Source organism: Streptomyces sp. NPDC046215 (assembly GCF_040646215.1).
Taxonomy (GTDB): domain Bacteria; phylum Actinomycetota; class Actinomycetes; order Streptomycetales; family Streptomycetaceae; genus Streptomyces; species Streptomyces stramineus.
In genome coordinates this window covers 54,585-79,087 of sequence record NZ_JBEYZW010000030.1, presented here as the reverse complement: position 1 = coordinate 79,087, position 24,503 = coordinate 54,585, and the positions used below count along the sequence as shown (strand labels likewise).

Annotated in this window: 10 protein-coding genes; 1 reads left to right on the top strand and 9 read right to left on the bottom strand. The window is 71.0% G+C overall.

The window, feature by feature from the left end; genetic code table 11:
• Positions 1–165 precede the first annotated feature (165 nt).
• Positions 166–1,563, top strand: a complete 1,398-nt coding sequence (locus ABZ951_RS15895) for a zeta toxin family protein (RefSeq protein ID WP_344090148.1) — start codon at positions 166–168, stop codon at positions 1,561–1,563.
• Positions 1,564–1,640: 77 nt separating this feature from the next.
• Here the strand turns inward: ABZ951_RS15895 and ABZ951_RS15890 are convergent, their stop codons facing one another.
• From ABZ951_RS15890 to ABZ951_RS15850, 9 genes are all read right to left on the bottom strand, one after another.
• Positions 1,641–15,170: a hypothetical protein gene (locus ABZ951_RS15890; RefSeq protein WP_344090150.1), complete on the bottom strand. Its 13,530-nt coding sequence runs from the start codon at positions 15,168–15,170 to the stop codon at positions 1,641–1,643.
• Positions 15,171–15,272: 102 nt separating this feature from the next.
• Entirely contained in the window at positions 15,273–15,800 is a 528-nt protein-coding gene (locus ABZ951_RS15885) for a hypothetical protein (RefSeq protein WP_344090152.1), read from the bottom strand.
• Positions 15,793–17,514 (bottom strand): type IV secretory system conjugative DNA transfer family protein, encoded by a 1,722-nt coding sequence (locus ABZ951_RS15880; protein WP_344090154.1) that lies wholly within the window; start codon positions 17,512–17,514, stop codon positions 15,793–15,795. The genes ABZ951_RS15885 and ABZ951_RS15880 overlap by 8 nt, the downstream gene beginning before the upstream one ends.
• A complete protein-coding gene (locus ABZ951_RS15875) occupies positions 17,511–19,037 on the bottom strand; it encodes a type VI secretion protein (RefSeq protein ID WP_344090156.1) in 1,527 nt (508 codons plus the stop codon). The genes ABZ951_RS15880 and ABZ951_RS15875 overlap by 4 nt, the downstream gene beginning before the upstream one ends.
• 1 nt (position 19,038) lies before the next feature.
• The gene (locus ABZ951_RS15870) at positions 19,039–20,568 is read right to left on the bottom strand and encodes an SCO6880 family protein (protein ID WP_344090158.1); all 1,530 of its coding nucleotides are present in this window, start codon (positions 20,566–20,568) and stop codon (positions 19,039–19,041) included.
• A complete protein-coding gene (locus ABZ951_RS15865) occupies positions 20,565–22,367 on the bottom strand; it encodes a hypothetical protein (RefSeq protein ID WP_344090161.1) in 1,803 nt (600 codons plus the stop codon). The genes ABZ951_RS15870 and ABZ951_RS15865 overlap by 4 nt, the downstream gene beginning before the upstream one ends.
• Before the next feature lie 31 nt (positions 22,368–22,398).
• Positions 22,399–23,136: a hypothetical protein gene (locus tag ABZ951_RS15860; RefSeq protein WP_344090163.1), complete on the bottom strand. Its 738-nt coding sequence runs from the start codon at positions 23,134–23,136 to the stop codon at positions 22,399–22,401.
• 5 nt (positions 23,137–23,141) lie between these two features.
• Positions 23,142–23,456, bottom strand: coding sequence for a hypothetical protein (locus ABZ951_RS15855; RefSeq protein WP_344090165.1), 315 nt, complete (start codon positions 23,454–23,456; stop codon positions 23,142–23,144).
• Positions 23,419–24,333, bottom strand: a complete 915-nt coding sequence (locus ABZ951_RS15850; RefSeq protein ID WP_344090167.1) for a hypothetical protein — start codon at positions 24,331–24,333, stop codon at positions 23,419–23,421. The genes ABZ951_RS15855 and ABZ951_RS15850 overlap by 38 nt, the downstream gene beginning before the upstream one ends.
• Positions 24,334–24,503: the final 170 nt, after the last annotated feature.

Genomic DNA, 24,503 nt, shown 5'->3' with positions numbered 1-24,503 from the left:
TCGCTCGCCACCGAGCCGCGGCCGACGAAGCGGAGCGCGCTCGCCTGTGGCAGAAGATCATCGATCTGCGCGACGCCAAGCGCGCCGTGCCCGCGCACGACCGCGGCCAGCTCATCATGCACATCCGCATATGGCAGGCAGAGCTGGAGGAGCTGAAGGCCGGCCGTGGCTGAGGCGAAAGACTTCTTCCTCTCCGAGGCCGAGCTGACCCGCATCTTCGCGGCCGAGGTCCGCAACTTCGTCTTCTCCGGCTACACCCCGCAGCGCGATCCGGTGCTGGTACTGCTCGGCGGTCAGCCCGCCGCGGGCAAGAGCCAGGCCATGGCCGCAGCGGAACAGCGTCACGCCGACCGCCAGTTGGTGCCGCTGACCGGGGACGAGCTGCGCAGGTTCCACCCCCGCTACCAGGAGCTGCTGGAGAAGCAGCCGCTGCTGTTCCCCAACGCCACGGGGCAGGCCTCCGGCGCCTGGGTGCGGATGAGCATCGAGCACGCCCTGGACAACGGCTACAGCCTCATGCTGGAAGGCATCTTCCGCGATCCCGCGATGACGGTCGCCACCGCAGAGCGGTTCGCCCGGGCCGGCCACAGCGTGGAGGTCATCGGGCTGGCTGTGCCGGAGGAGCGCAGCCGGCTCGACAGCCTCCACCGGTATCTCGCGGCGGGCCGCTGGACCCCTCCAAACGCTCATGACCTGGCCATTCGCATGATGCCGGAGACGATCGCGGCGGCCGAGGCCAGTGCGGCAGTGCGCCGGATCACCATCACCAACCGGGCCGCTGACGAGCTCTACGTCAACGAGCGCGGGCCCGACGGCCGCTGGAGGGGAGAGCCCGGCGCCGTGCAGGCGCTCACGGCCGGGCGGGCCCGGCCGCTGCCGGCGGACGAGGCCCGTGGATGGCTGGTGCGCCACCGCGAGGTCGTCATCACGTTCGCCGGTCGCGCAGAGATCGATAACACTTCCCGTCCCGTCCTGCACCGCGTGACCGTTGACGCCGAGTCCATCGCCGTAATGGCCGACCCCGATCCTCGCAGCGCTCTACGGATGGCGCACGCGGGGGAGCTGTCGGTCCTGCGGACCCTGGTGTCCGAACCGCCGACACCGGATGCCCCGCTGGAGCTGCTGCCGGACAAGGAGCTGACCCAGCTGCATGCCCGGCTCAAGCGCGGCGAGAAGGCCGCTCAGCGCGCCTCGCGCCCGCCGGGGCAGGAGGAGGCGTTCGACGTTGTCCAGCGACTGAAGGACCAGGGGGCATCGCCGGAGTTGATCGCCCGGGCGCAGACCTCAGCGGTGGAAGACCGTCAGTACGCCGAGCGGCGGGCCTTTACCGCGGCTGCGCGGGCGAGTCGGCTGGGGCGTCTGCGGCAGCAGACGGCTGCCGAGATCCAGCGGCGCGGCCGCCTGCCGGTGGTGCAGCGCCAGGCCGAGGACGGTCTGCGGCAGCAGCTGCAAGGCGTCCTGCGTCCGGCTCGACGGCCCCGGGCAGTGCCCCCGCCGGGCGTGCAGGCGCCCCGCAGCAAGGGACCGCAGCACCCGCCACGCGGCCGCGGCCAGTCGCTGTGAACAGGGACAGCCTCGGAGACGCACGTCGCGCTGGCCTGTGGGCACCTGCCCCCGGGGCCAGCACGACGGCGTAGCGGTTACGCCGACATACGGGGCGGACGCGCCGCCCCGTTCGGCGGAGGAGTGGCCACGCGCGGGCGCGGCGGGGCCTGCTGGGCGGCGCCGGGCGTGGTCACCGCAGCACGGCGGGAAGGGGCCGCAGGCTCTGCGGCGCCGACGGGCGTGGTCTTCGCGAGGCGTTGGGAGTGAGCTTCCGCGCTGTCGGCGACGGCGCGCAGCGTCTTGAGGTCCGCGTCGGCGAAGCGGCCTGCTTCCGCTGCCTTCCGCCACAGGGACCGGGCCGTCTTGGCTACCTCCCCGTACGGGACGGTGGCCGGGCCGGGGCCGGTGGGCAGTTCCGCCGGCGGGAGGCTCTCCCATGCGTTCTTGAAGGCGATGAGTCGCGGGTGCTTGCTGGCCAGCAGCTCTTGCCCCATGGGGGACTCGACCCATGTCCGGAAGTGCTGCACGACGTTGATCGAGGCCTGGACCGCTTCGTCCTGCGAGGCGTACGGGAGTGGGCCGGCAGGGCGCTTGGCCTGCGGCGCCTGCTGAGGTTCGGCCGGTGCCTGCTGGGCTTGGGCGGGTGGCTGCTGCACGCCGGTGGTGTCGGCCTTCACTTGCTGCGCTTCTACGGCCTGCTGGACCTCGGCTTGCGGCTTCGGCTGCGGGACTTCTGCCGTGCTCGCGCGTGCCGCGGTGCTGTAGGCGAGGCTGGTGTCGCTGAGCGCAAGGAGGGCATCGGCGGTGGGGAGGTCACCCGCGGTCGAGCGGCGGATCCGGTCGGCCCCGGCGGTGGCCACCTCCGCGATCTTCTCGCACACGCGTATGGAGACGGTCTTCCAGAACCCCTGGAAACGGGTGTCTTCGCGCAGGGAGTTCCAGAACGCCCCGGCCTTCTCCTTGAACGTGTCCCACAGGTGCCGGGCGGCACCGCGAATGGTCTGCAAGCGCTGCCACTCGGGGGAGTCCCGGAGGCTGGTGGTGGTGTGCTGATCGACTTTGTCCAGGGCCGTGTTGACCGCTTCGGCGGCCGACTCAGGCTCTGCTTTGGGTGCGGGGGCGGGCGTCGCCGGCCGGGCAGGCTGAGCAGGAGGGGCGCTTTCCGCCTGGAGCGCCTGGCGGAGCGTTCGCAGGTCGCTCTGTACGGCCGCCCAGGCTTCTTCGGTCGTGCGGAGATCAGCGGGGACGTGCTCCTTCCAGGCCTCCATGACCTCCTCGAACCCCGCCCACAGGTCTCCGTCCGCCGGTACCTCCGCCGGCTTCGGCTCGGCGGCGGCCTCTGAAGGCGGCATGGGCGGCTGCTGGGCGGCGCCGCCCGGCTTGAGCTGCCACATGGGGCGGCCGTCGAAGTAGTCGTGCAGGACGTCGCCGCGGCGCTCCCATTTGCCGTTGGGCAGGTCGTTGCCCGCCCACAGAGGAAGCTCAGGGCGCAGGGGCGCCGGCTCGGGGGCGGGCCGTGTCGCAGGAGCCTGCTCCGGATCGGTGGTGGGCGTGGGCGTGGCCATGGTGGTTCCCTCCATGCTGTCTGATCCGGTGGTTGTCGACTGCTGCCGGGCTTCCGATTCCTGTGGCGACGGTCCCGCGGACAAGCTACCGCCGGTGCTGTCGACGGTGCTCTGGGGCAGTGGTTCGGCCTGGTTGTCCACCGACTCGTCACCGCTCTCCCCGAGCGTGCGGGGCGTGGTATCCGGCGCGGCGTTGTCGAGCTGCACGGCGGTCTCGTCGCTGGTCCCTGGGGCGGGGGGCTCGTCCGTCGCAGTGGGGGGAGCCCCTTCCCGCTGTTCGTCGGCGGCTGGACCGGACGGGCTTGGGGTCGGGGGTGATGCTGCTGCAAGGCCGTCGCCGTTCCGTGTCTGTGCGGCGGCATCGCGGGACTCGTCGTCCTTCGGTACGGCGGCGGCATCAGGCAGACCGGTCGGCTCGGGCGACTGCTCGGCGGTGTCGGGCTGCTCGTTGTCGATGCTGGTGCCGTCGAGTTCGTCGGCGCGCGACGCAGCGGGCAGTTGTGTGGTCTGCTTCTGGTTCGGCGCGCTGCTCGGCTGGGGGAGTGCAGCCCGGGGGTCCTCGGGCTGGAAGACATTGAGGAAGTACGCGGCCGCCGCCGCGCGGCGTTCCAGGTCGGCCTGGGCCTGTGTGGCGGTCGCGGGCTGTGTGCCGTGCAGCCACATCAGGCTGTCGTGCGCGGTCGCGAGGTCGCTCGCGATGTTGCCGCTGTGGCTCTGTCCCTCGGTGAAGGCGCGCAGGATGTCGGCGAGCTCAGCCCGGCGTTCCACTGCGGCCGGTTCCCTCTGCATCTGGGCTGGGAGCTGTGCCAGCGCTTCCCCGGGGGGAGCCAGGCTCGCAGTGAAGGAGTCGGTCATGGCGCTGTTCAGGCGGTCCACGGCCGGAGGTCCTTCCTGTAGCGCGCGCACGACGAGGTCGGCGATTGCCGGATCCTGGCTGCGGAATCGCGTGCGTTCCCGGTCGGAGAAGCCGAAGACGGGCCGGGCCTCCCACAGGGCCGGGCCCGGGCGCGTTGCGTTACCGATGCTGTTGAGGTCTTCGATGCGGCCGATCAGGCGACCGCCCAGCCAGACATGGGCGTAGGGGTTGTTGAGTGCCGATGCGACGTACTGCACGGTGGCCATGTTGGCGAACGCGCGGACGCGGTTGGCCCCCCCGAACCGCTCGGCGGCCTGGTCGTTGCTCTCGGCGCCGATATCGCGCCAGTAGGGTGCGGGGGCAACGGCGCGGGCCGCCGCCGCAGGGCCCTGTTCTGTGGCGCCTGCGGCGTCGGGCTGGACGTCGGCATCCTCGGCGGGTGGCGTGCCGCTGCCCTCGGAGCCCTTGTGCAGCACTTCGAGGGGTTCCTTCGGCGGTGCCTGATCCGTCACGGTCTGCTCACTCCTCAGCTCGGAGGGGTCGGGGGACGGGGACGCCGGGGCGGGTCCGGGCTGTGGCGCCGCGGGGGCGTCCTCGGTCGGTTCCTGGTCGTCGAAGGGCAGGCCGAGCTGATCACCGGTCAGCCCGGTCACCGCGGGGTCGGCAACAGGTGCCCTGCCGACGGCATCACGCACCGTCGTGTCGGGTCCGGGCTGCTCGACAGCGGGCGGGGCCGACTCTGCCTCACGGCGCTCGGGCGGGGTACCCACCACGGGTTCGGCTGCGGGCGCACGTTCCTCCTCACGCTGGGCGAGGCGCGCGACGTCCGCTTGCAGCCGGTGGACCTGTACGTCCAAGTGCTGGCGGAGGTGGTGCAGGGGCTCGCCGATGTAGCCGCTGTACCGGGCGGTGTCGTCGGCCGCTTCGAAGAGGGCCGTCGCAGCGGCCGCCGCGGTGGTCATGGCCGACGCGTTGGCCCGGTAGGTGTCCAGGCCGGAGCCGTCGGCATCGATCCCCTGTATCGCGTCCCGCAGCGCACGGAGCGCGCCCTGGGGGCCGTCGGCGTCCGGCCACTGACGGCCTGCGGCCGCGTCGAGGGCGGTGTGCAGCTCATGGATGCGCCGGGTCTCGGTGGCGGCCTGGAGGCGGCTGGTGTGCCTGCCGAAGAGGTCGGCGAGGTGCTCGGGCGCCCGTCGTTCGCGGGGCACGACGCGGATCTCGTCGGTGTTGCGCAGGGAGAAGCCGTTGGCGGTCCCCTTGGCGACGTCGCGGGTGGAGAAACCGGTGGCGCCCTGGGGGTTGTGGGCGTAGCGGACCTCGGTGATCATCTCTCCGCGGGTGCCGCCCTCGGCGATGAGGTCACCGACGCGGATCTGTGTGACGATGCGGGTCTCGGGCCGCAGGTCCTCGCGGTGTCCGGCCGGGGTGACGTGCACCTGGTTAGGCATCTGCACGGTGACGTCTGCGCTGGTGGTCACCTCGTTGCCCTCGGCGTCGTGGATCACCGAGTCGAGCAGGACGGCGCTCTGGTGGTAGTCGCGGTACGCCGGGTAGACGGATCCGGTGACGGAGACGGCCCCGGGAACCTCCCTGCCGGGGTGCACGACGCCGGGCACGTCCAGCGTGATCGTGACCAGGTCGCCGGGGGCCACAGCCGCGCGGTCGATAAGGCGGGGCTCGTCCGGCGCCGGCGCGGCCCCGGGGGCCGTCGGCTCCTCGGCCGGTGCAGGCTCCGCTTCGGGGTGCGGCTCGGGGACGGTGCGCACCGCCATGATGCGCCGCGCGGTGCCCAGCTCTGCCACCTCGGTCGCACTGACGTCGAGGGCGGAGGCGATGTGCGGGGCGCACGTCGGGTCTCCGCCGTCGACCCGGTACAACGGCTGGGCCTCGGTGCCGCCGTCCGACTGCCGGTTGCACTTGGCGCACACCCCGTCTTCGGCGACGTCCAGGGTGCGATTGCGGTAGCGGGCGTAGAGCGGCTTGTCGGCGAGCTCGCGGGCGAGGCGTGCCGCGCGTACGGCCGCGTCGATAGCGGCACCCCGCGAGTCCTCTTGCCACAGTTCGGCCACGATGTCGCCGTCGACTTCAACGCGGAGCGAGTACAGCGTGGTGAGCGAGGCGTCGTCCTGGTCGATCTTGACGACGAACGGGATGCCGTCGGCGGTGACGGGGAAGACGACCTCCGCGGGTTGGGAGCGCGCCTCGTCCGGGCCGACGATCACCGGCACCGGCTCACGCACCGGGGCCATCCCGCCCTTGGACACGTAGTCGGCGTACGACGCCACGGGGCGTGCGGGAACGGCAGCGACCGCCGGCAGGCTCTCGAACGGCAGTACCTCCGGCGGCCCGTCGGCGGGCCGGAGATCGGTCGCGGCGCCGCTGATGCTGTAGCTGTAGCCCGTCTTCTTCTTCCCGCTCCGGCTGAGCACGTGGTACTCGCCGGTCACTCCCGTGCGGTCGGTGCTGACGTACCAGGTGTCCTTGCCCGCGCCGGGCGACATGACCTGTCCGGTCACCTGCGTGCCGGTCGTCGTGTCCTGCCAGGTCACCCAGGAGCCGAGGGCGTACTCCGCGGGCTTCCGGGCCGGGGCGTCCGGACGCCGGGTCAACCGCAGGGACGGCAAGGGCTTGAACGGCTCAAGGCCGTTGTCGGCCTTGTAGCTGCGGCGCCACTCCGCCAGCTGCTCGTTCCGCTCCTCGGAGCTCTGGCCACTGTGGGCGTTCCGCGTCTCGACCGCCGCGGCGAGCTCCTCGCGCCGGCGCACGTACCTCTCCACGATCTCCGGCAGCACGTCGTCGGTGGGAACACGCGGGAGTGTGAAGGCCAGCTGCCCATCCGCGCTCGTGAGCCGTTCCCACCGATCATCGCTCGACACCGGCTCGGCGGGCACGGGAGCGGGCTGCGCCTCCTCCACGGTCATCTGCCCCTCAGCAACTTCCTCGGGCTTTTCCTCCGTCTCGGGTACAGGGTCTGCCTCCGGGGCCGGTGCCGGGACGCGCTCGGGTGGCGTCAGCCCGAACTCGTTGAAGAGGTCGGCCGTTCCGTACGGGTCGCCGTCCGCCTCCTGGTCTGGCCCGGCGGTGTCTTCGGTGCCGGTGTCCTCGGGTGCCGACGGTTGGGCCCCATCGGATGCCGCCGGAATTTCGGGGGCCGGGAGGTCTTGCTCGGCCTGTTCCTCGGCAGGCTCACCGTTGTCGCTGGGGCCGGTCTCCGCGACTTTCTGCGGGCCGCCAACGCGGTCTCCGGAGCCTGCGTTGAGGGTTGCTGGGGGCGTTTGCGGGCTTTCCTGAGCGGGCGGCAGGCCGGTGGACGCGGCGCCCTCGGGCCGGGGCAGCTCGGCGCTCTCGCCGAGCGCGGCGAGGCGGGCGGCGACCTCGGGGTCGTGGCCGTGAACGGCAAGGTGGGCGCGCAGGAGGGCCGCCTCCGCCTCACGCTGCACGGGGGTGTAGGTGGCCGGGTCGAGCCGGGGGCCGGCGTCGTCCATGTCGCGCATGACCGCGCCCGCCTCGGTGGAGGTCTGCTCGGCGGGGGGTTCGGCGGCCAGGCGGTCGAGGCGCTGTTGCAGGTCGTCGCGGCGGGCGGTGGCCTCACGGCGGCTGGTGGTGACGGACGCCGGCTCGTCGTCGTTCGGCTTGCCGATCTTGTTCAGCGAGGCCTGGGCGGCGACCAGGGTGTCCACCAGGCTCTTGCGCTCTCGAACGCGCCCCAGGCCGGGGACCTGACCGCGCAGCCGCTCCCGGTCGATGAGCAGCTGGTCGCGGGTGGTGCGCTTGGCGTTGAGGTTCCCTTCGTCCTCGGTCTGGCGCTCGGGGGCTTCGGTGATGGTCTTCACCAGGCGCCGCAGGACCGTCTCTCCCTTGAGCTCGGCGAGCTCGGCGAGGGTGGAGCGCTGGACGATGCCCGGCAGGCCGTCGAGGTGGAGGCGGACGTAGGTCTCGCCGGAGTCCTCGCGGTAGGCCACGGCGACGACGTCCAGCCCGCCCAGGCGGCCCAGCTTCGCGTCCGGGGTGGTGGCGCGGCCGGCGGGAAGACTCTGCCCGACACCGGTCAGGAGCTGCATCAGCGGCGCCGCCGCGTCCTTGTGCTTGGTGTACTGGGTCCCGGCGAGGGTGATGCGGAAGTCGTCGCCGAGGACGGGTTCGAGCAGCGGCAGCGCGCGGGCCCGCCGGGGGATGTCGTTGGACAGGTTCTCGATGTCGATGCGGAGCTCGTTGAGCCTTTTGCCGAGGATCGCGCGCTGGGTGGCGCGGTTGCGCTGGTCGAGCTCCAAGGTCCGCAGCTCCTTGCGGAGCTCTTCCTGCTCGATCAGGTAGGGGTTGCCGGAGATGATCGCCATGGCCTCCTCGTAGGGAAGGTTGGCGTCCTCCACCTCCATGATCTCGTCGCTGGTGTCGTCCACGCGGGCCTTGTAGAGCTGGTTGAAGCCCTTGGCCTTGGTGGCCAGCAGGCCGTACATGCGCGAGTCGAAGGTGCCTTCCGTGGCCATCCAGACGATCTCGACCTCTTCGTTCTGGTTGCCGTTGCGGACGATGCGGCCGTCGCGCTGGGCCATGTCGGAGGGCCGCCAGTCCGGGTCCACGTGGTAAAGCGAGACGGCACGGTTCTGCGCGTTCAGGCCCTTGCCCATACGCATGGTGGAGCCGACCAGGACGTTGATGCCGCCGTGGTTGGCGTCGCGCTGGAGTTTGATGCGCTGGTCGGCGCGTGCGGCGTCGTGGATGAAGGCGATCTTGTCGGCGGGCATGCCTCGGGCGACGAGGAGGTCTTTCAGCTCCTGGTAGGCGTTGAAGTTGCCGCGGTTGTTGCCGCCGGGGGTGCCGTTGTTGAGGAAGACGAACTGGAGCGCGCCCGGGACGGGGTGGGGGCGCTTGTCGGTGGCGCTGTAGGTGTAGCGGTTGTTCTTGGTCTCCTCGTGCTTCGCGACGATGCGGTCCGCGAGGGCGGCGAGCTTGCTGCTGGGCTCGGCGCCGGCGTCGATCAGCCGGGAGTCCAGGGCGATGACGCGGGCATCGTTGTTGATCGCCAGCGGGTTGTCGATGCTCTTGTCGACGCCTCCCTTGCGGAAGGCCTCGTAGCGCTCGCCGAGCTCCTGCATGCGCTGGAGCTGGTCGGCGGTGGCCGGCACGAGCATGAGCTCCGGCTCGCCGCCCTTGATGAGGGGCAGCTCCAGGCCGAGGTCTTCGGCGCTCTTGTAGTCGACGAGTGGGTACCACAGCTGCCGCACCATGGCGGGGACGTTGTGGAAGGAGGCGAACCGCTCGACGCTCTTGAAGCCCTTGCCGTCGGTGGTCATCTCCATGCGCTCGACCATGCGGCCGTACATGCTTGCCCAGGCGTCGAAGGTCTCGGCGTCGATGTCCCGCAGCAGGTCCGGGTCGGCCATCCGCACCAGCGTGTGGAGCTCGCCGATCGCGTTGGACAGCGGGGTGCCGGTGGCCAGCACGCCGATGGGGCCGGTGGGCTTGTTCATCCGGGCCCATTCCAGGGCCTCGTGAACGTGCTGGGCCTTGCCGGAGCCCTGGACCCGGGCGCCGGGGATCTTCGAGCGGACGGCCAGGTTCTTGTACTCATGGAACTCGTCAACCGCGAAGAAGTCGACTCCGAGGTCGTCGAGATAGACCTGTCCGGGGGTGCGGACGGCGGCCGCGCGGGCCTTGAGCTCTTCCTCGAACTGGCTGACGCGCTCTTCGAGCTGCTTGAGGCTGACCGATTTCCCGTCGCGCTTGCGCTCGCGGGCGACCTGCTCCCTCAGCAGGCGGGCTTCGTCGTTGCGGTAAAGCTCGTGGAACTCCGGGGAGAGCGGGATCGAGTCGAACAAACTGTGGGAGGTGATGATCAGGTCGAAGTCGTTGGCCCGGATGTACTCCAGCATCCGGTCCCGCTTGCCGTCCTCCAGGTCGGCACTGGTCAGGGCCAGGATGCGGGCGGTCGGGAAGAGACCGCGGACCGTGTCCTCCCACTGCTCGACCAGGTAGTTGGGCACCGTGACCATGGGCTTGTTGATCTGCCCGGTGTTGCGCATGGCCATCATGCCGATGGTCATGGTCGCGGTCTTGCCCGCGCTGACCACGTGGGCCAGGACCAGGCAGCGCTCATGCGCCATGCGGGCGGCGGACGCCAGCTGGTGGTCGTACGGCGTGAAGTCCGGGTCGAGTCCGGCCAGGGAGGGGGCGGAGCCGGTGAAGTCGCGCACCGCCCGCGCGTTCATCCGCTGGTTGTAGACCTCCGCGATCCGGGCGGCGCGCAGGGAGTCGTCCAGGACCCATGCCTCGAAGGCGTCGCGGAACTCGTCGGCCTTCACCCGTACGGCCCGTGAGGCTTCCTCGTCGTCCGCCGGCCGCCCGGTCATGGACCCGCCGTTGAGGACCTTGGACACCATGGCCAGCGGGCCCAGCCCGCCCGCGCTGTGGCGAAGCTCGTCCTCTTCGGCCAGTTTGCGGCCCTGGAGGATGTGCCAGTTCCCACCGCCGGAGTGCTGGACCGTCAGGTGTGCGTCGCCCAGGTAGCCCCGGAAGAACTCCTGGACCATGTCGTCGGGGATCCACGCCGCGCCCAGGCGGATGGCGAACTGCCCCGGCAGGAGCTCGCGCGGCTGGACCCGTTCGAGCTCAGCGACGTTGGTCTCGAAGGCCCGGTCGCGGCGGGCGGCCTGCCGGGCGATGGCCAGCTTGGTCCGGACGTCGCCGGAGAGGTAGTCGGGACTGTGGACCAGGTCACCGGTCAGCGGGTCGGTGAACACACTCCGGCCCAGGCGCCGGCGGGCTTCGGCAGGCTCGACCTGGAGCATCCAGGCGATGTGGTCGAGATCGACGTGGCCGCGCTCGGCGACGACCGCGGTCAGGGCCTGCTGCGGGTCGTCGGTGTGCTGCCCGAGCACGCTGCGGCGGGCGGCCGGGGCCCGGTCGAGAACCTGGGAGACGTGGACGGTCTCGGATCCCGCCTCCCACCACTCCAGCGCCAGGACCTCGAACGCGGAGGGGTCGTTGAGGAAGTAGCCGTAGCCGGTCAGCCGCTTGTGCGACTGGCCGTTGTCGCCGGTGACGGTCGCGTTCTGCTGCTGGCGCGGCCTGGACAGGGCCCCGTACTCGGCGACATACCGCTCGTATGCGGCCTTGGTCTGGCGGCGCTGGGCATCGGCCAGGGCCGTCTCGGTGCCGCGCCGGTCGAGGTCGTTCAGCCCGCGCACCAAGTCTTTGAGCTCGATGAGCGCGGTCAGCTGGGCGTGCTCGGCCTCCGGCAGCTCGACGGCGACGGGGTCGCCGTTGCTGTTGGCCTGCCACAGCTTGCCGTCGGCGTCGGCCGACAGGCGGCCGGTGAAGTCCGTGACGGCGGCGGCAGGGCGCAATCGCAGATGGGGCCGGTGCGGGCCGTCGGGGTGGGGCTGGTACCCGCGCCGGTCCTGGGCCGCCTTGTCGGTGATCTGCCGCAGGGCGGCATGCAGGGCCACGGAGACGTCCGGGTCGCCGTCGACGGCGACCTCCGGGCCGTGCGCGCCCATGCGGGTGGTGAGGGTGCCCAGCACGTGCTCGGGGTGGGCGGTGAAGTAGTCAGAGACGGGCAGCGTGTGGCCGCCGAGGTCCTGCCGGGTGGAGGACACCCAGCCCCCGTCGCCGGGGGCCTCGCCCGCGGCGCGGCGCCGCAGGATCAGGATGTCGGTGACCACATCGGTGCCCGCGCTGCGGGTGAAGGCCTTGTTCGGCAGCCGGACCGCACCCAGCAGGTCGGCGCTCTCGAAGAGCTCACGGCGGGCCGCGTCCCGCTCGGCGTCCATGGTGTGCCGGGAGGTGATCAGGGCAACCACGCCACCGGGGCGGGTCAGCTGCACCGACTTGACCAGGAAGTGGTTGTGGATGCGGTGCCGGGACCGGTTGTGCTTCGGGTCGAACAGGGTGACGCGGGCGAAGGGCACGTTGCCGACCACGGCGTCGAACGCGCCGTCGGGGGCGATGGTGTCGGCGAAACTCTCGTTCAGGACGGTGACGCCGGGCGCGAGGAGGCGCGATATCGCGGCGCTGGTGGGGTCGATCTCGACACCGGTCAGCCGGGCCGACTCCGGGGCAGTGCCGAAGGTGACCCCGGCGCCGGAGCCGGGCTCCAGGACCTCGCCGCCGTCGAACCCGAGATCGGCCAGGGCCTGCCACAGGGCGGCGGTGATCTCGGGCGGGGTGTAGTGGGCGCTGAGGGTGGAGGCGGCGGCCGCGCGCCACTCGGCATCGTCCAGCAGCTCCCGCAGCGGGTCGCGGACGTCAGCGAGCGCCTCCCAGCGGGCCGCGGCCGCCGCGTAGCCGCCTTCCCGCTCTCCGCCCGGCCCGAAGACCGGGTCATCCTCCTGCGGGCGGGCGGCGAAAACGTCGGGCACCGAGCCCCACCCCGACCAGCGGGCGAGGACCTGCTGTTCCTCGGGAGTGGCCGGGCGGTCCTCGGCCTGGATCTGCTTGAGGGTGCGGACCGCGGCCAGGTTGGCGGCGGCCTTGGCCCGCTCCCCCGCCGGCGCGAGGTCGTCCTGCGAGGCGGGGCGGAAGCGGGTCGCTAGCGGGGCAGCTCCGCGTCCCGGCTCTCCTCCTCCGGCTCCAGGAGCACGATCTCCCTCAGCGCCTGCTCCCGGGCCATCTGCTGCGCCGCCTTGAGCTTGCCCGCCCGCCGCTCGTGGTCCGTCTCCCGCATCGCTTCGCCCATCCGCTCCTGCGTCAGCTCCGCGATCCGTTCCTGCACCGCCACCGCCAGCTCCGCGAAGAACTCCTCCGGGTCCGGCATCTGGGCCAGCTCCCTGGGCCGGTACGTCTCCCAGTGCCGGCGGGCCGTCGTCGCGTACTCGCTCACCATCGGTCTCCCCGTCCTGCGGCGCAGCGGCGGCCGCGTTGGCCGGCGGCTCAAGGCCGCGTGCCTGCATTGTCTCGCGGATGTCGTCCAGGCCACGCAGCACCGCGGGCCGGGACCGCTTGGCCCGCTCCCTGGTCTTGCGGTCGTCGGAGTCCAGTTCCTCGTCGAGCATGTCGACCAGGCGGCGCCCCAGCTCCTCCAGCACCGGCAGCGTCCGCTCCGGCAGATCCAGGAAGTGCGCCATGTACTTGTTGCCCTGGTGGTCGAAGTTCTGATTGCGCGGCGACTCCGCCATGCGCTCCACCAGGTACCGCTCAGCCTTCCCGGTCAGGGAGGTGAACTCCTCCACGGCACGGGAGACGAACGCCGGCGGCAGCTCAACGTCGACCACCGGCCCCCACGTGCGGGTGTCACGGGTGTGCGGGGATGCCTCGTACTGCTCGATGAGCCAGCTCAAGGCCTCCGTACGCAACGTCTCGGTGTTCACCGTGCCGCGGCCCAGCAGGATCGAGACCTTCCACCCCGAGTAGTCCTCGCTCAGGTCGGCGTACGCGCGGCCGTCGACGAAGACCCGGACGTCGTCCTCCCGCACGCCGGCCATATGGGAGCGGCGCTTCAGGCGGATCCGGCCGTCCGACTTGAGCAGCGCCTCGAATGCCTTGGTGTCGCGGCCCTTCTGCCCGTCCCGCAGGACGTCCAGGCGCGCGTTGTGGGCTTGCTCGACGCGCTGCTTCGAGGCGTAGTGGCCCGCGAAGGCGGTGACGTACAGGCGCTCGGCGCGCAGGGCCTCGATCGCTTCGGTGAGCTGGATGTCGTCGAGCTGGTCGACCGGGACCTGCTCGACCTCCCAGGTGCGCAGGTGCCGGTCGGCGATCTCCACGCCGACCGCCGTCCGGCGGGCGTCGAAGGCCTCGCGCGCCGCTCCCGGGTGGGTGCCGTAACGCTGCTTGGCCAGCGTCTCACCCTCGGCGTGCAGGTCCTCGTCGGTCATCTGGAGGACCGACGGACGCGCTTCGAGCTCCGCCGCAAGACGGCGGCCGTGCTCGGCCTCCAGCAGATCGGCGCGGTCCTGCCGGGCCACCTTCACCGGGTCATTGCCGTAGCCGCCGCGCAGCGACTGCGCCAGCTCCTCCCGCTCGGCGGTGAGCTCCTCCTCCGTCATCCCGGCCGGGTCGGCGCGCTCTTGGTACGAGGCGACGATCCGCCTCCGGTGCTCCTCCGTCAGCGGGGCAAGCTGCTCGTCAAGGCGGCGGCGACGTGTGCCGCCATACACGGCCGCGTCCCGCTCGCGGGTCAGCCGGGCCAGCTCTGCGGCAAGCAGGTCGTCCGTCAGGTCCTCCGGCGCCAGCACCGGCTTGGGCTCCGAAGCCGGCACGGCGGAGGCGGTATTCGCGGCGGCCGCGCCGGGGGCAGCAGGGGCGAGGATGCCGCGCAGCCGGTCCTCGTCCGCCCGGATCTCAACTGCGCGGCCCTCCTCGTACAGCGCGCGGGCGAGCCGGTCCACGCTCTGCGCCCGGGCCACCGGTCTGGTCGTGCCCGCGGTGACATAGGCCTGGGCATACCCCGACCAGGTGAAGCCGGCCGAGCGCATCACTTTCTTGAGGTCGGCGTCGTACCGGTCGCTGCCGTGCACCATGGCGCGGTCGGCGGTGTAGTGGATCCAGAGCTCGTCCCGGTCGGCGGGCTCCCGCTGGGCAATGAGGTGCTGCTGGACCGCGTGCTCTACGAAGTGGCTCTCCCAGCGCCCGGCAAGGCGGCGCCCGTCGCGCGTCTCGCCGATCCAGGCTTCCTTCTTGGTGTTCACGTCGAACCGGCTGGCAGCGCGAGCGATCAGCAGGCCGCCGGGGGCGAAGACGTGCAGTTCCTGGTCGACCTTGGCGTAGGTGTAGGCCTGGCCGTCTTCGGTTTCGTACGTCTGTGTCTCGGCCGGCGGGGCCCCTGCCCAGCGCTCCCCCGGCGCCCGGCCGCGGACCTGATCGAGCATCCCGCGCCCGTACGGCGACCGCAGCCGGTCCGACAGGCCGTCACTGTCCCAGTCGAAGGGCTGCCCGCTCTCGGCGTCCCGCCACGCGTCGATCGCCTCCGCGAGCGCCCGGGCCTGGTCGGCCCCCTGGCCGGATTCCATCATCCGCACCGGCAGCGCGGTCCCGGCGTGGAAGATGCCCCACCGGTACTGATCAGGGACGGGCAGGGTCGTGCGCTGCATGCGGGCGATGACGAGCGCTTCCCCGACCAGCTCTTCGTCATACGACCGGTCGGCCCGGGAGCGGGCGACGGCCCTGCGCTGGTCAGCTTCGGCCTTCGTCTCGGAGACCCGGTAGGTGTCGCCTCCGCCGAGCCAGTGCTCGCGCACCTGATCCGGCGTCGAGAACCGCTCCCCCATGTGCATCTCCCGTTGTTCATTCCCGGCCTGCGTCGGGCGGGCGCTCTATCGCCCCCCAGCTCGTCGTCCGGGCGATCTGACGCAGCCCCCTCCATGTGCTGGCTACAGAGGCGGGTCGGCCGCCTCGGCCATCCGGTCCAGCTCGGCCTGGGCCGGATGCCGGGCGGCCGCGGTGGTCGCTTCGGACGTCGACAGGTACAGCTCGAAGGCCTCCGTCGCGCCGGGCGGCGGCGGGAGGACCGGGGGCGGCTCCTGGTGGGTGCCGGTCGCGCAGGCGGCCAGCTGAAGGCGCGGGGTGAAGCTGTGGAGGGTGTTGATCCAGTCGGCCTCGGCCAGTCCCGTCGGTGGGTCGCCGGCGTAGACGCGGAGCCACCCGGCGTAGAGCGCGGTGAGGTGCTCGACGACGGGCTGGTGCATGTACCAGCACCGCGGGATGGCGTTGTGGAGCTCGAAGGTGGTCCGGAGCCAGTCGACCCAATCGGCGAGCTCACGGAGCCGGGCACGGCGCTCGGGCGGCTCCATGGCCGCCCACACCCACCGCTGCGGCTCCGGCTCCTCCGGCTCCGCTCCGTCGTCCCCGTCCGGTGGTGAGGGCCACTGGCCCGCGAGGTCGTCCAACGGTTCAGACACGGCTGATCACCTTCCTCAACATCCTGGTGGCCCTGTTCGTGGGCTTGGTCAGGGTCACGCGTCCTGGTGCCGTCGGGTTGAGGAGCTTCTTGAGGTCCTTGTCACGGAACGTCAGGCGCATCCGCACCTTGATCGGCGGCAGGTTCGAGTACTGGGCGATGGCGGTGAAGTCGGGCAGCTGCTGGAGGGAGTGGATGGGGGCGAGGTCGGTCTCGGTGGTCGAGGTGTTGGTGGAGTACTGCCCCTGGGAGTGGCCGACGGACGTGCGCAGGGTCTCGGTGCGCCCGTAGAGGCCGGAGAAGTAGCGCAGGGTCTCCAGGTCGCCGCAGCCGGGCAGCAGCATGCGCAGACCGCTTGCGGACAGCACGGTGTTCGCCTTCTGGGTGCCGAGCCGTTCGCGGAGCTGGGAGAGGTCGTGCCAGACGGTCAGGAGGTCGATGCCCATGCCGCGGCCGGTGGTCAGGATGTTCGGCAGGCGGGGGTAGCGGAGCATGTTGCCGGCCTCGTCGACCATGACGCCCAGGGACGGATTGAGGGGGCGACCGGTGCTGTTGTAGCGGACTTCGGCGCCGTGGATGATCGACGCGATGATCGACGTCAGCAGCGGCGCGAACCGCTCGGCGTCCGCTTCGCTCGCGATAAGGCAGACGGTGCCGTTCTGGTCCAAAAGCTCCTCGACGGTGAAGTCGGTGCCGGAGCAGGTCTCCCGGACCTCCTCGTCCGCGTAGACCCGCGCAAGGACGTTGAGACTGAACTGGATGCTGCCGATGCCGTCTTCGTGCAGGCGGAGCCAGGGGGAGGCGTAGTCATCGGCGACGTCGGTGTAGCCGTGCTGGAGGAGGACGGCGCGGACGTGGTCGACGGCGTCTTTGCCGAGGCCGAGCCAGCGGCGCATGCCGTTGATGCCGCCGCCCGACAGGTGCGAGGCGAGCAGCACGCCCTTGAGGACGTTCTTGGCCTGGTCGATCCAGGGGGCGGCCCGTTTGTCGTCGCTGGATGAGGCGGCTTCTGCCATCCAGGCGGCCATGCGGTCGGCGGCCTTGGCGTCGGTGCAGTAGTCCACCGGCGACCACTTCTGGGTCGGCCGGCCGGGGATTCCGGCAGGGGCGATGACCCAGACCGGGCCCAGTGCCCGGCGGCGGGCGTAGATGATGTCGAGGTCGGCGGCCTTGGTCGTGGTCACCACCAGCGGGCCCTGCCACTCGGCGGCGTTCGGCAGCACCAGGCCGGTCGTCTTGGAGCTGCCCGGCACGCCGAAGACCGTGGCGCTGATGTTCGGGCGGGACGCCACGATCTTCTTGGTGCTCATGCCGCGGCCGGCCGTGATCTGGTTGCGCCGCTTCTCCGGGGCCTCGTCGACCTTGAGCTTGCGCTCGACGCGGGCGCCACCCCACTGCGCCCCGCCCTGCTGCGGGCCGCCGAAGCGCTTCCACAGCCACAGACCGGCCCAGCCCAGCACCGCCCACACCAGCACCGTCAGCGCCCAGAACAGCCAGCCGGGCGGTCCTGGGGTCCAGGCCTGCCCGGGTCCTTGGGCGATGGCGGTGATGACGGTGGTGGCCGGGTCCGCGTCGGCCGTGGCCCAGCCGCGTCCTGACAGCAGCGCGGCCGCCGGCCCCGTGACCAGCGTGCAGCCTGCGACCCCGATACCGCCGAGCAGCAGGCTCGGTGCCAGCAGTCCCCCGCTGCTGGCGGACTTCCCTCCTGTACTCATGCCGTCATCCGCTCGTCGGTGTGGAACAGCTTCTTCTCCAGCGCCGTCAGGTGCAGCTGGACCGGGTGGCTGCCGGCCTTGCCGACCTTCCACAGGGCGCGGCCAGCGTGGGCCTTGCCCCAGGAGCTGATGAGTTCGTACTCGGCGTCGGTGAGTCCGACCGCTTCCTGGATGGCCTGGAGCGGGCGGGAGTCCTGGGCGAGCTGGATGCGCGTCTCGCAGCTGCTGATCATGTCCTTGGCGATGGCGACGGCCTCGGAGTCCGCGGCGCCCACGGCCTCGAAGTCGGTGAGGCGGTGGGTGGCGAGGACCTGGATGGTGCCGTCCGCGCGCGACAACCTCAGGTCGGAGTCGATCTTGCGGACCATGGAGGAGCCGCCGGAGCGCATCGCCCGCCACAGCTCGTCACGGACCACCAGGCGGGGCGGGCCCGGGGTGTCGATCGCGGCCTGGGCCCAAGAGCTGACGCAGGTGAGGATCATGCTCACGATGTCGTCGCCGTAACTCTTCATCCGGGAGATGTCGACGCACTGAATCGGGGCGGAGAAGTCGAGTTCGCTGGAGGTCTCGGCGTCGAAGAGGCCGCCGAGGTGTCCGTTGACCATCGCGCCGAGGGCGGCCCGGATGGAGCGGGTGAGCTCCCGGGTGCTCTGGATGTCCTCGTCGCGCACCCGCAGCTCGTACGCCATCGCCTTCGTGGGGTCCTTCAGCGCCGCGTGGACGGCCGGCAGGGTGGGAGGTGTCAGCTTGGTGTTCCCGGCGAGCTCGCCGGTGACCTCCCGGATCGCTGCCGAGACGGCCTCTTCCTCCTCGGCCAGCAGCGTCCGGCGCAGCTGGAGTTCGAGCAGCGCCTTCAGCAGTGACAGCCGGCGGCGGTGGATCTCGGTGAGCCGGGTGAGGAGCTCGCCGCGGTCGGTGACCTTGTCCAGTCCCTGCCCCAGGGGGCCAGCGTCCAGCGGGTTGAGGCGGCCCTTCATCCCGGGGCCCAGGAGCAGGGGTTCGTAGCCGAGGTAGCGGCACAGGTCGTTGTACTCCCCTTTCACGTCCCCGGCGATCAGGGTGTGGGTACCGAACGCCATAAGCCGCAGGGCCAGCGCCTTGATGTGCGCACTCTTCCCCGACCCCGGGATCCCGGTGATCATCACGTTCGGGTTGGTGACCAGCCCCTCGGCCACCCACACGCTCGGGTGCGCCGAGAACGCGCGCATCGACAGGACGTTCCAGCCGATGTACGCCCCCACCGGCGGCAAGCTGCTCGCGTGCAAGAACGGATACAAACCGGAGACCTGGGAGGTGTCGGCCCTGTGCACCTCCGGGTTGGCCTCGTTGGCGGCGCGGCCGGCATAGGCGGCGTTCACGCCGCGCCGCGGCGGCACGAAGCCGACGCCCTCGCGCGTCTTCTTCTTGTCCCTGGGCGCCGGTGCCGGGCGGGGACGGCCGTCGCCCAGCATGTGCTCGAAGCGCTGGGACGGCAGCGAGGTGTCATCGTCCCGGTCACGGGAGCGCAGGAACGGCAGTGCCATGTCAGATCACCGCCCGTCGGGCGGGCAGGCCCTGCCCGAGCGGCAGGGCTGCGGCGGCGAAGCCGGCGTCCTGGGCGCCCCACATGCGGCGCAGCTCAAGACCTGCGGCGGCGCCGTCCTGCTGGAGTTCCGCACACGCGGTCTCCAGCTCCTCGGGGTCGGTGACGGTGACGGTGATCAGCCCGGTGAAGCGGACGATGCCGTGACCGGAAGCGCGGGCCATGTCCTGCTCCAGGGAACGGGCCATCTCGGCCCGCTCGTCCATCGACTCGATCCGCCCCGTCTTCGCCCGCAACCGCCTCGCCACGTCACGCTTGGTGCGCTCCTTCGACAGCTCGGCCCGGGCCCGGCGCGGCCCGAGCGGCTCGTAGGCCAGGGTCAGCGAGCGGCGGGCGGTGGGCCGGGGGCGCAGGAGGGATTGCAGGCAAGTGGCGTAGACGGAGGAGGCGGGCCAGCTGCGGACCTGGTAGGTCACCGATATCGCACCGTCGTGCTGGTAGGTGCCCCACGCGGTCTGCGCTGCGGCGGGCCCGGCGAGCTCCGGGTCGACACCCGGCTCGACGCCATCCCATCCGCGCTGTTCGGCGGCGCCGTTGCGCAGCGCCATCTCGCTGACCGCGGCCGGGTCGTAGCCGGTGCGGATGACCTGGGCCAGTTCGCGGGGCGCGAGTCGGCGGACGACGGTGAGGTCTGCGGCGGCGAGTGCGGAGTGCATGGCGGTGATCTCGCGGACCAGGACCGCGCAGGCACCGAGGCGGCCGCCGCCCGCGCCCTTGATCGCCAGACGGGCTCGGGACGCGGAAAGGGTGAGGGTGAGGAAGGTGGCGCGGGTGTTGGCTACGGTCCCGCCTCGCGCGGCGAGTTCCTGCACCACGGCGACCGCGGCCCGCGGGGCATCGGGGTGGGTGTGGGCGGCGGTCCAGGACTGAAGCGCGGTGCCGTCGTCCGCCTGGGACCGCTCGTGCACCGCGATCCGCACGATCGGGCCGCCTTCGACGCACTGGGCGCGCAGGAAGGCACCCCACGCGGCGACGCGGCGGTTGATCTGGTCGGTGTCCTCCAGGGCCAGGCCCGGGTAGCGGATCTCCAGTACGGCGCTGTATGTGTTCTCCAGCGGGTCGTAGACGACGGCCAGCTCCTCCTGGCCGCCGGTGGGGGCGGACAGGATCCGCAGCCGGGCCAGGACGCCGGGCAGGTCCATCGGCTGCTGGTCGTCCGTACGACGTCGGGGGGCGAACACTCCTGAGAAGAACACGTCTCTACTTCCTGCGACGTTGATCTGGTGACGGATTGCCAGCGAGGCCCACTCATCGGCGGTCATGCCGTAGATGCGGACCGTGGCCAGCGCGACCAGCAGCACCGCGAGCGGCACGCCGATCAGCTCGCCGGAGATGTCCTGGGCGTAGATGGGGATCAGGATGGCCAGGGCGGCCGCGCCGACCAGCACGCAGCCGGTCAGCGACATCGAGCCCATGAAGCCCTGGCGCTCGGACTGCCAGCCCGAATACACCAGTGGTCGGTCCTGACTCACGTCGTCCCCCCGTTCTCACCGGGCCCCTGTTTCGGGGGCGGCAGTACTGGCGCCGACGGCCAGCTCATATCGACGGTCTGCGGCTGCGTCGGTGCTGACGGCCCGCTCACGGTCTGCGCCGCCGACGGCGCCGATGGCCAGCTCATGTCGACAGGGTCCGACTGCGAGGTGCCCGTGTCGGCCGGCGCTTCGCCTCGCGGCGCAGGGGCGGGGGCGGGCGGCGGCTCCGCGCTGTCGAGAGGCATCGCAGGCGGCGGGCCCGAACGGTCAGCCGGTCCTTCCGGCGCGGGCGGCGGCGGAGCAGTTCCTCCGGCGCCTTCCGCGGGGCCGGGGCCGGCGGGCGGCTCGCCGCTGCGCGGGGGGATGCTGATGTGCCCGCCCATGTCCTTGCCCGGGCCGAGGTCGGCGTGGGCGGCCATGGCCTCCATGCTGCCCTCGGTGAGTTCCTTGCCGGCCTTGGCGACCTGGAGTGCCATGGCGGCGGCGCCGAGCTTGCCCATGCCCGCCATGCCCGAGGCCATCCCGCCAGCGCGGGCCCGGCCTGCGGCACCGTCCTGGGCGACCGCACCATCGTTCTCGGCCTCTACGGCCTGGGTGAAGGAGCGGCCGTTGCCGATCGCACCGGCCCCGGACGGGGACCCACCGCCGGTGCCGAAGAGGCTGGCGGCCGTGCCGCCCGCCGCACCGAGCAGGCCCGAGGCCAGGGAGCCACCGGCACCCACGCTCGTGAAGGTCATGAACTTTGCCAGGGTCGGCCACGCCACCGCCGCCAGAACGAGGGTCAAGAGGCCGACGAGCATGTCCTTGAGGCCCTTCGCTTCCCCAGTGGTGGAGAATCCGATCACGAAGATCAGCACGACGACGGGCTCGATCAGAATCAGCGCGATCAAGGCGTTCCTCGCCTTGGGGAACCACTCCTTCGTCGCCTGCATGATGCCGCCCGCACCGACGATCGGCATGCAGGCCACCAGGACCTGGATGGCCGCCTGCCGGAGGAGCATCTCGCCCCACAGGATCAGAGAGACCAGCGCCGCGAGGATCGCCAGCAGCAGCACCAGCGCGGTGTTCGTGATCCCGTTGAAGTTGAAGGCGTGGTTGAGGGAGTCCTTGAACGCCTTCTCACCACCGCCGTCCTTGTACTGGTCGATCATCCACACGCTGATCTCATGCGCTGCTCCGAGCGCGGCCTGTGTGACGGCAAGTGAGGCAAGGGTGGTCACAGCCCATTTGGCGAGACCCGCGATGGCCGTGGCGGCGGCGACGCCTTCACCGCTGTAGCCGGCCTTCGCGAACTGCCAGATCATCAGCAAGAGCGCCACCAGCGAGGAGAGCGCCCAGGTCATGCTGTAGACGTTGAGCAGACCCTTGTTGTCCAGGTTGATGACCGACACCTTCAGAAACACGTCGGTCAGACCGCTCAGGACCTCCGTTGCAGCCTTCCCGAAGTTGCCTGAAACAGCGTCGAATGCGGCCGTGGCGATGGTACCGACTGGGTCCTTGACGACGTCTTCGACCTTGTTAGTGGTCTCACAAGAGTCCTTGATGACGGGGCCGCCTTTGCAGTCCCCTTCTCCCTTCTCAGGAACTTTCCTGTGCAGCATGAGGGAGAGGTATTCTGTGCATTCCTTCCCCTTGTACTTCGATGGGTCGTTCCCGCACTCCTTGCGCAGCAGCTTTCCGCACTCAGCGGATTTTGTGTCCTTGTTCTTGATGCATTCCGCGAGGCTCGTGGGCGGCTTCTGCTTGGGATCGTCGGCGAAAGCGTCGGCTGATATTCCGCCCAGGAGGGCGGTCACCATCAGGAGCAGCGTCAGGATCTTTCCAGGGCGGCTACTTCTCGTACGCAAGGGCTCGCCATCCTTCCTGAGCCGCCTCGGGACTGCCGGGAGTAGCTGGCTTGGGCTGCCGCTCGGGGAGGCCGTCCAACGTATCCACGCTCATCTTCCAGTCGCCCTGCGCCCACACCATGACGGCTCCGCGCACCTGCGTGCTGTTCTTGCTGACCCCTTTTACGGAGACGGTGGAGTCGGTAAGCAGCCACACCGTCACCTTGTCGTCCGCTGCCGAAGCGATGGAGTACGCACGAGACTGGTTGGCATAGAAATTCGCGGTGTCCGACTCTCCGCTTTCAGGAAGACCACGGTCCTGTCTGGCCTTCTGCGCAGCCATACGGGCGTATGTCCCGATCAATTGGGTGTAGTTCGGTTCACCCATGACCTTCCCTTGCCGCTCTGCCGCCTCGGGGGTGAAAAGGTCGTTGGCGTCCGTGTAGTGCGCGGCGGCGGAGATTGCGCCTTCCAGGGTGTGGGGGTAGCCGACGGGCACCCCTTCCCTCACTTCTTTTGCCTTGGGCAGCAGGGTCGGGGTGTTCGAGCCGCCGGTCGGGATTGCCGCGGGCGCGGATGCAGACGGGGAGGCCTCGTGTTGACCGCCTCCGCTGCCGGAGTCGTCCGAGCCGAGGACGAAGAAGGCCGTGACGCCCGCGCCGGCTGCGAGGACTCCGGCCGCGAGGAGCGTCAGGCGGCGGCGCGCGGCCCGGCGTCGTTGGTCGAGTGAGGCGAGGGACATGGGCCTCAGCCCTGCCCGATGTTGTAGAAGGCCTTGACCAGGCCGAAAACAGTGCCAACGCCGGCGGCGGCGACCAGGGACCACAGCACCGACCGCTTGCCGCGGGCGGCCATGTCGGGCCTCTCCGTGTTGTGTCCGACACCGATCAGCGCGCAGCCGAAGATGAAGCCCAGCAGGCAGGCGATCAGCGCGCCCGTCAGGGACCACCCGATCAGGTTGTCCGTGGACGTGCCTATGTTGCCGGGGAGGTTCTTGGGCTGTTTGGGGCTCAGCGGGTCGCCGTCAGCGAGGGTGATCAGCGGCTTGAGGAGCGAGGCCACGGGGCGTGGTTCCTTCCGTGTAGGCGGCGGGGACGGCGGCGTGCGGGAGCATCTCGCCCCAGGACGTGTGCGCCGATGACAAGACGGCCTCCGCCAACTGGCGTCCGGCCGCCAAGGTCCGGGGTTTGAGGCGGGCAGCGTCACGCAGGCCGTGCGAACGGATCCGCTCGTCGTACGGCACCTGGACGATCGCGCCGACCTTCGGCTGAAGCATGGTGGCGCCGGCTTTGACCGGGGCAGGAAGCCGCCCCTCGCTCATGGCCACCACGGCCACGACCATGCGGGCCAGCGGCAGCCCCTCGGCCTCGGCGGCCATCACCGCGGTCTGCAACGCCGCCATCCCCTCGCCGTTCGCACCGGCGCACAGCACCGGGACCGCGCACGGCAGGGAGCACCAGCGGGCGCCAAGCCCTGCGGTGCCGGTGTGACGAGAGGCCATCACGTCCTGGGTGAACCGGTGCTCGGTGTCGGCGATGACGGCCTGCCAGCCTCCGATCGCGGCGAGCTGGTGCCACGCCTCCGGCGCGTCCGGCAGGGAAAGCGGGGCGACGTGCCAGGGCAGGTGATCGGTCATCACCTGCCACGGGGCGCCGGATGCTGCGGCGGCCGCGGCGGCCGTGCGGGCCTGAGCCCGCGTGGCGGGCCGGTCCGGCGGGAGCGCGGCGAGACCCTCGCCCGCGGTCGCGACCCATCCGGGCCAGGGCGACGCGAGGCGGGGGACGGTGTCGAGCAGGACCGTTTCACCGTGCAGGGCGAAGGCGTCAGCGAGGAGTCCGGCGACCGTTGAACGGCCGTTGCCGCCTCCGGTGGCCATGACGGGCACGACCAACCGGACATGCGGCTCCAGCCGCTCCAGTTGTGGAACCCCCCTGGCCATAGCTGCACCGCCCCCAACGTGCCTCGATGCCTGCGCTCGCCAGACGCAAGATGATCAAAAGCAATGTTTAGCAAGGGGCCTCTGAGTCTGTCTATGACTTTTAGTGACTGTTGATGACTGCTGTGGTTTCAGTTATGAGTTGGTACGGTCCTTGATCAGTTCAGGAACGT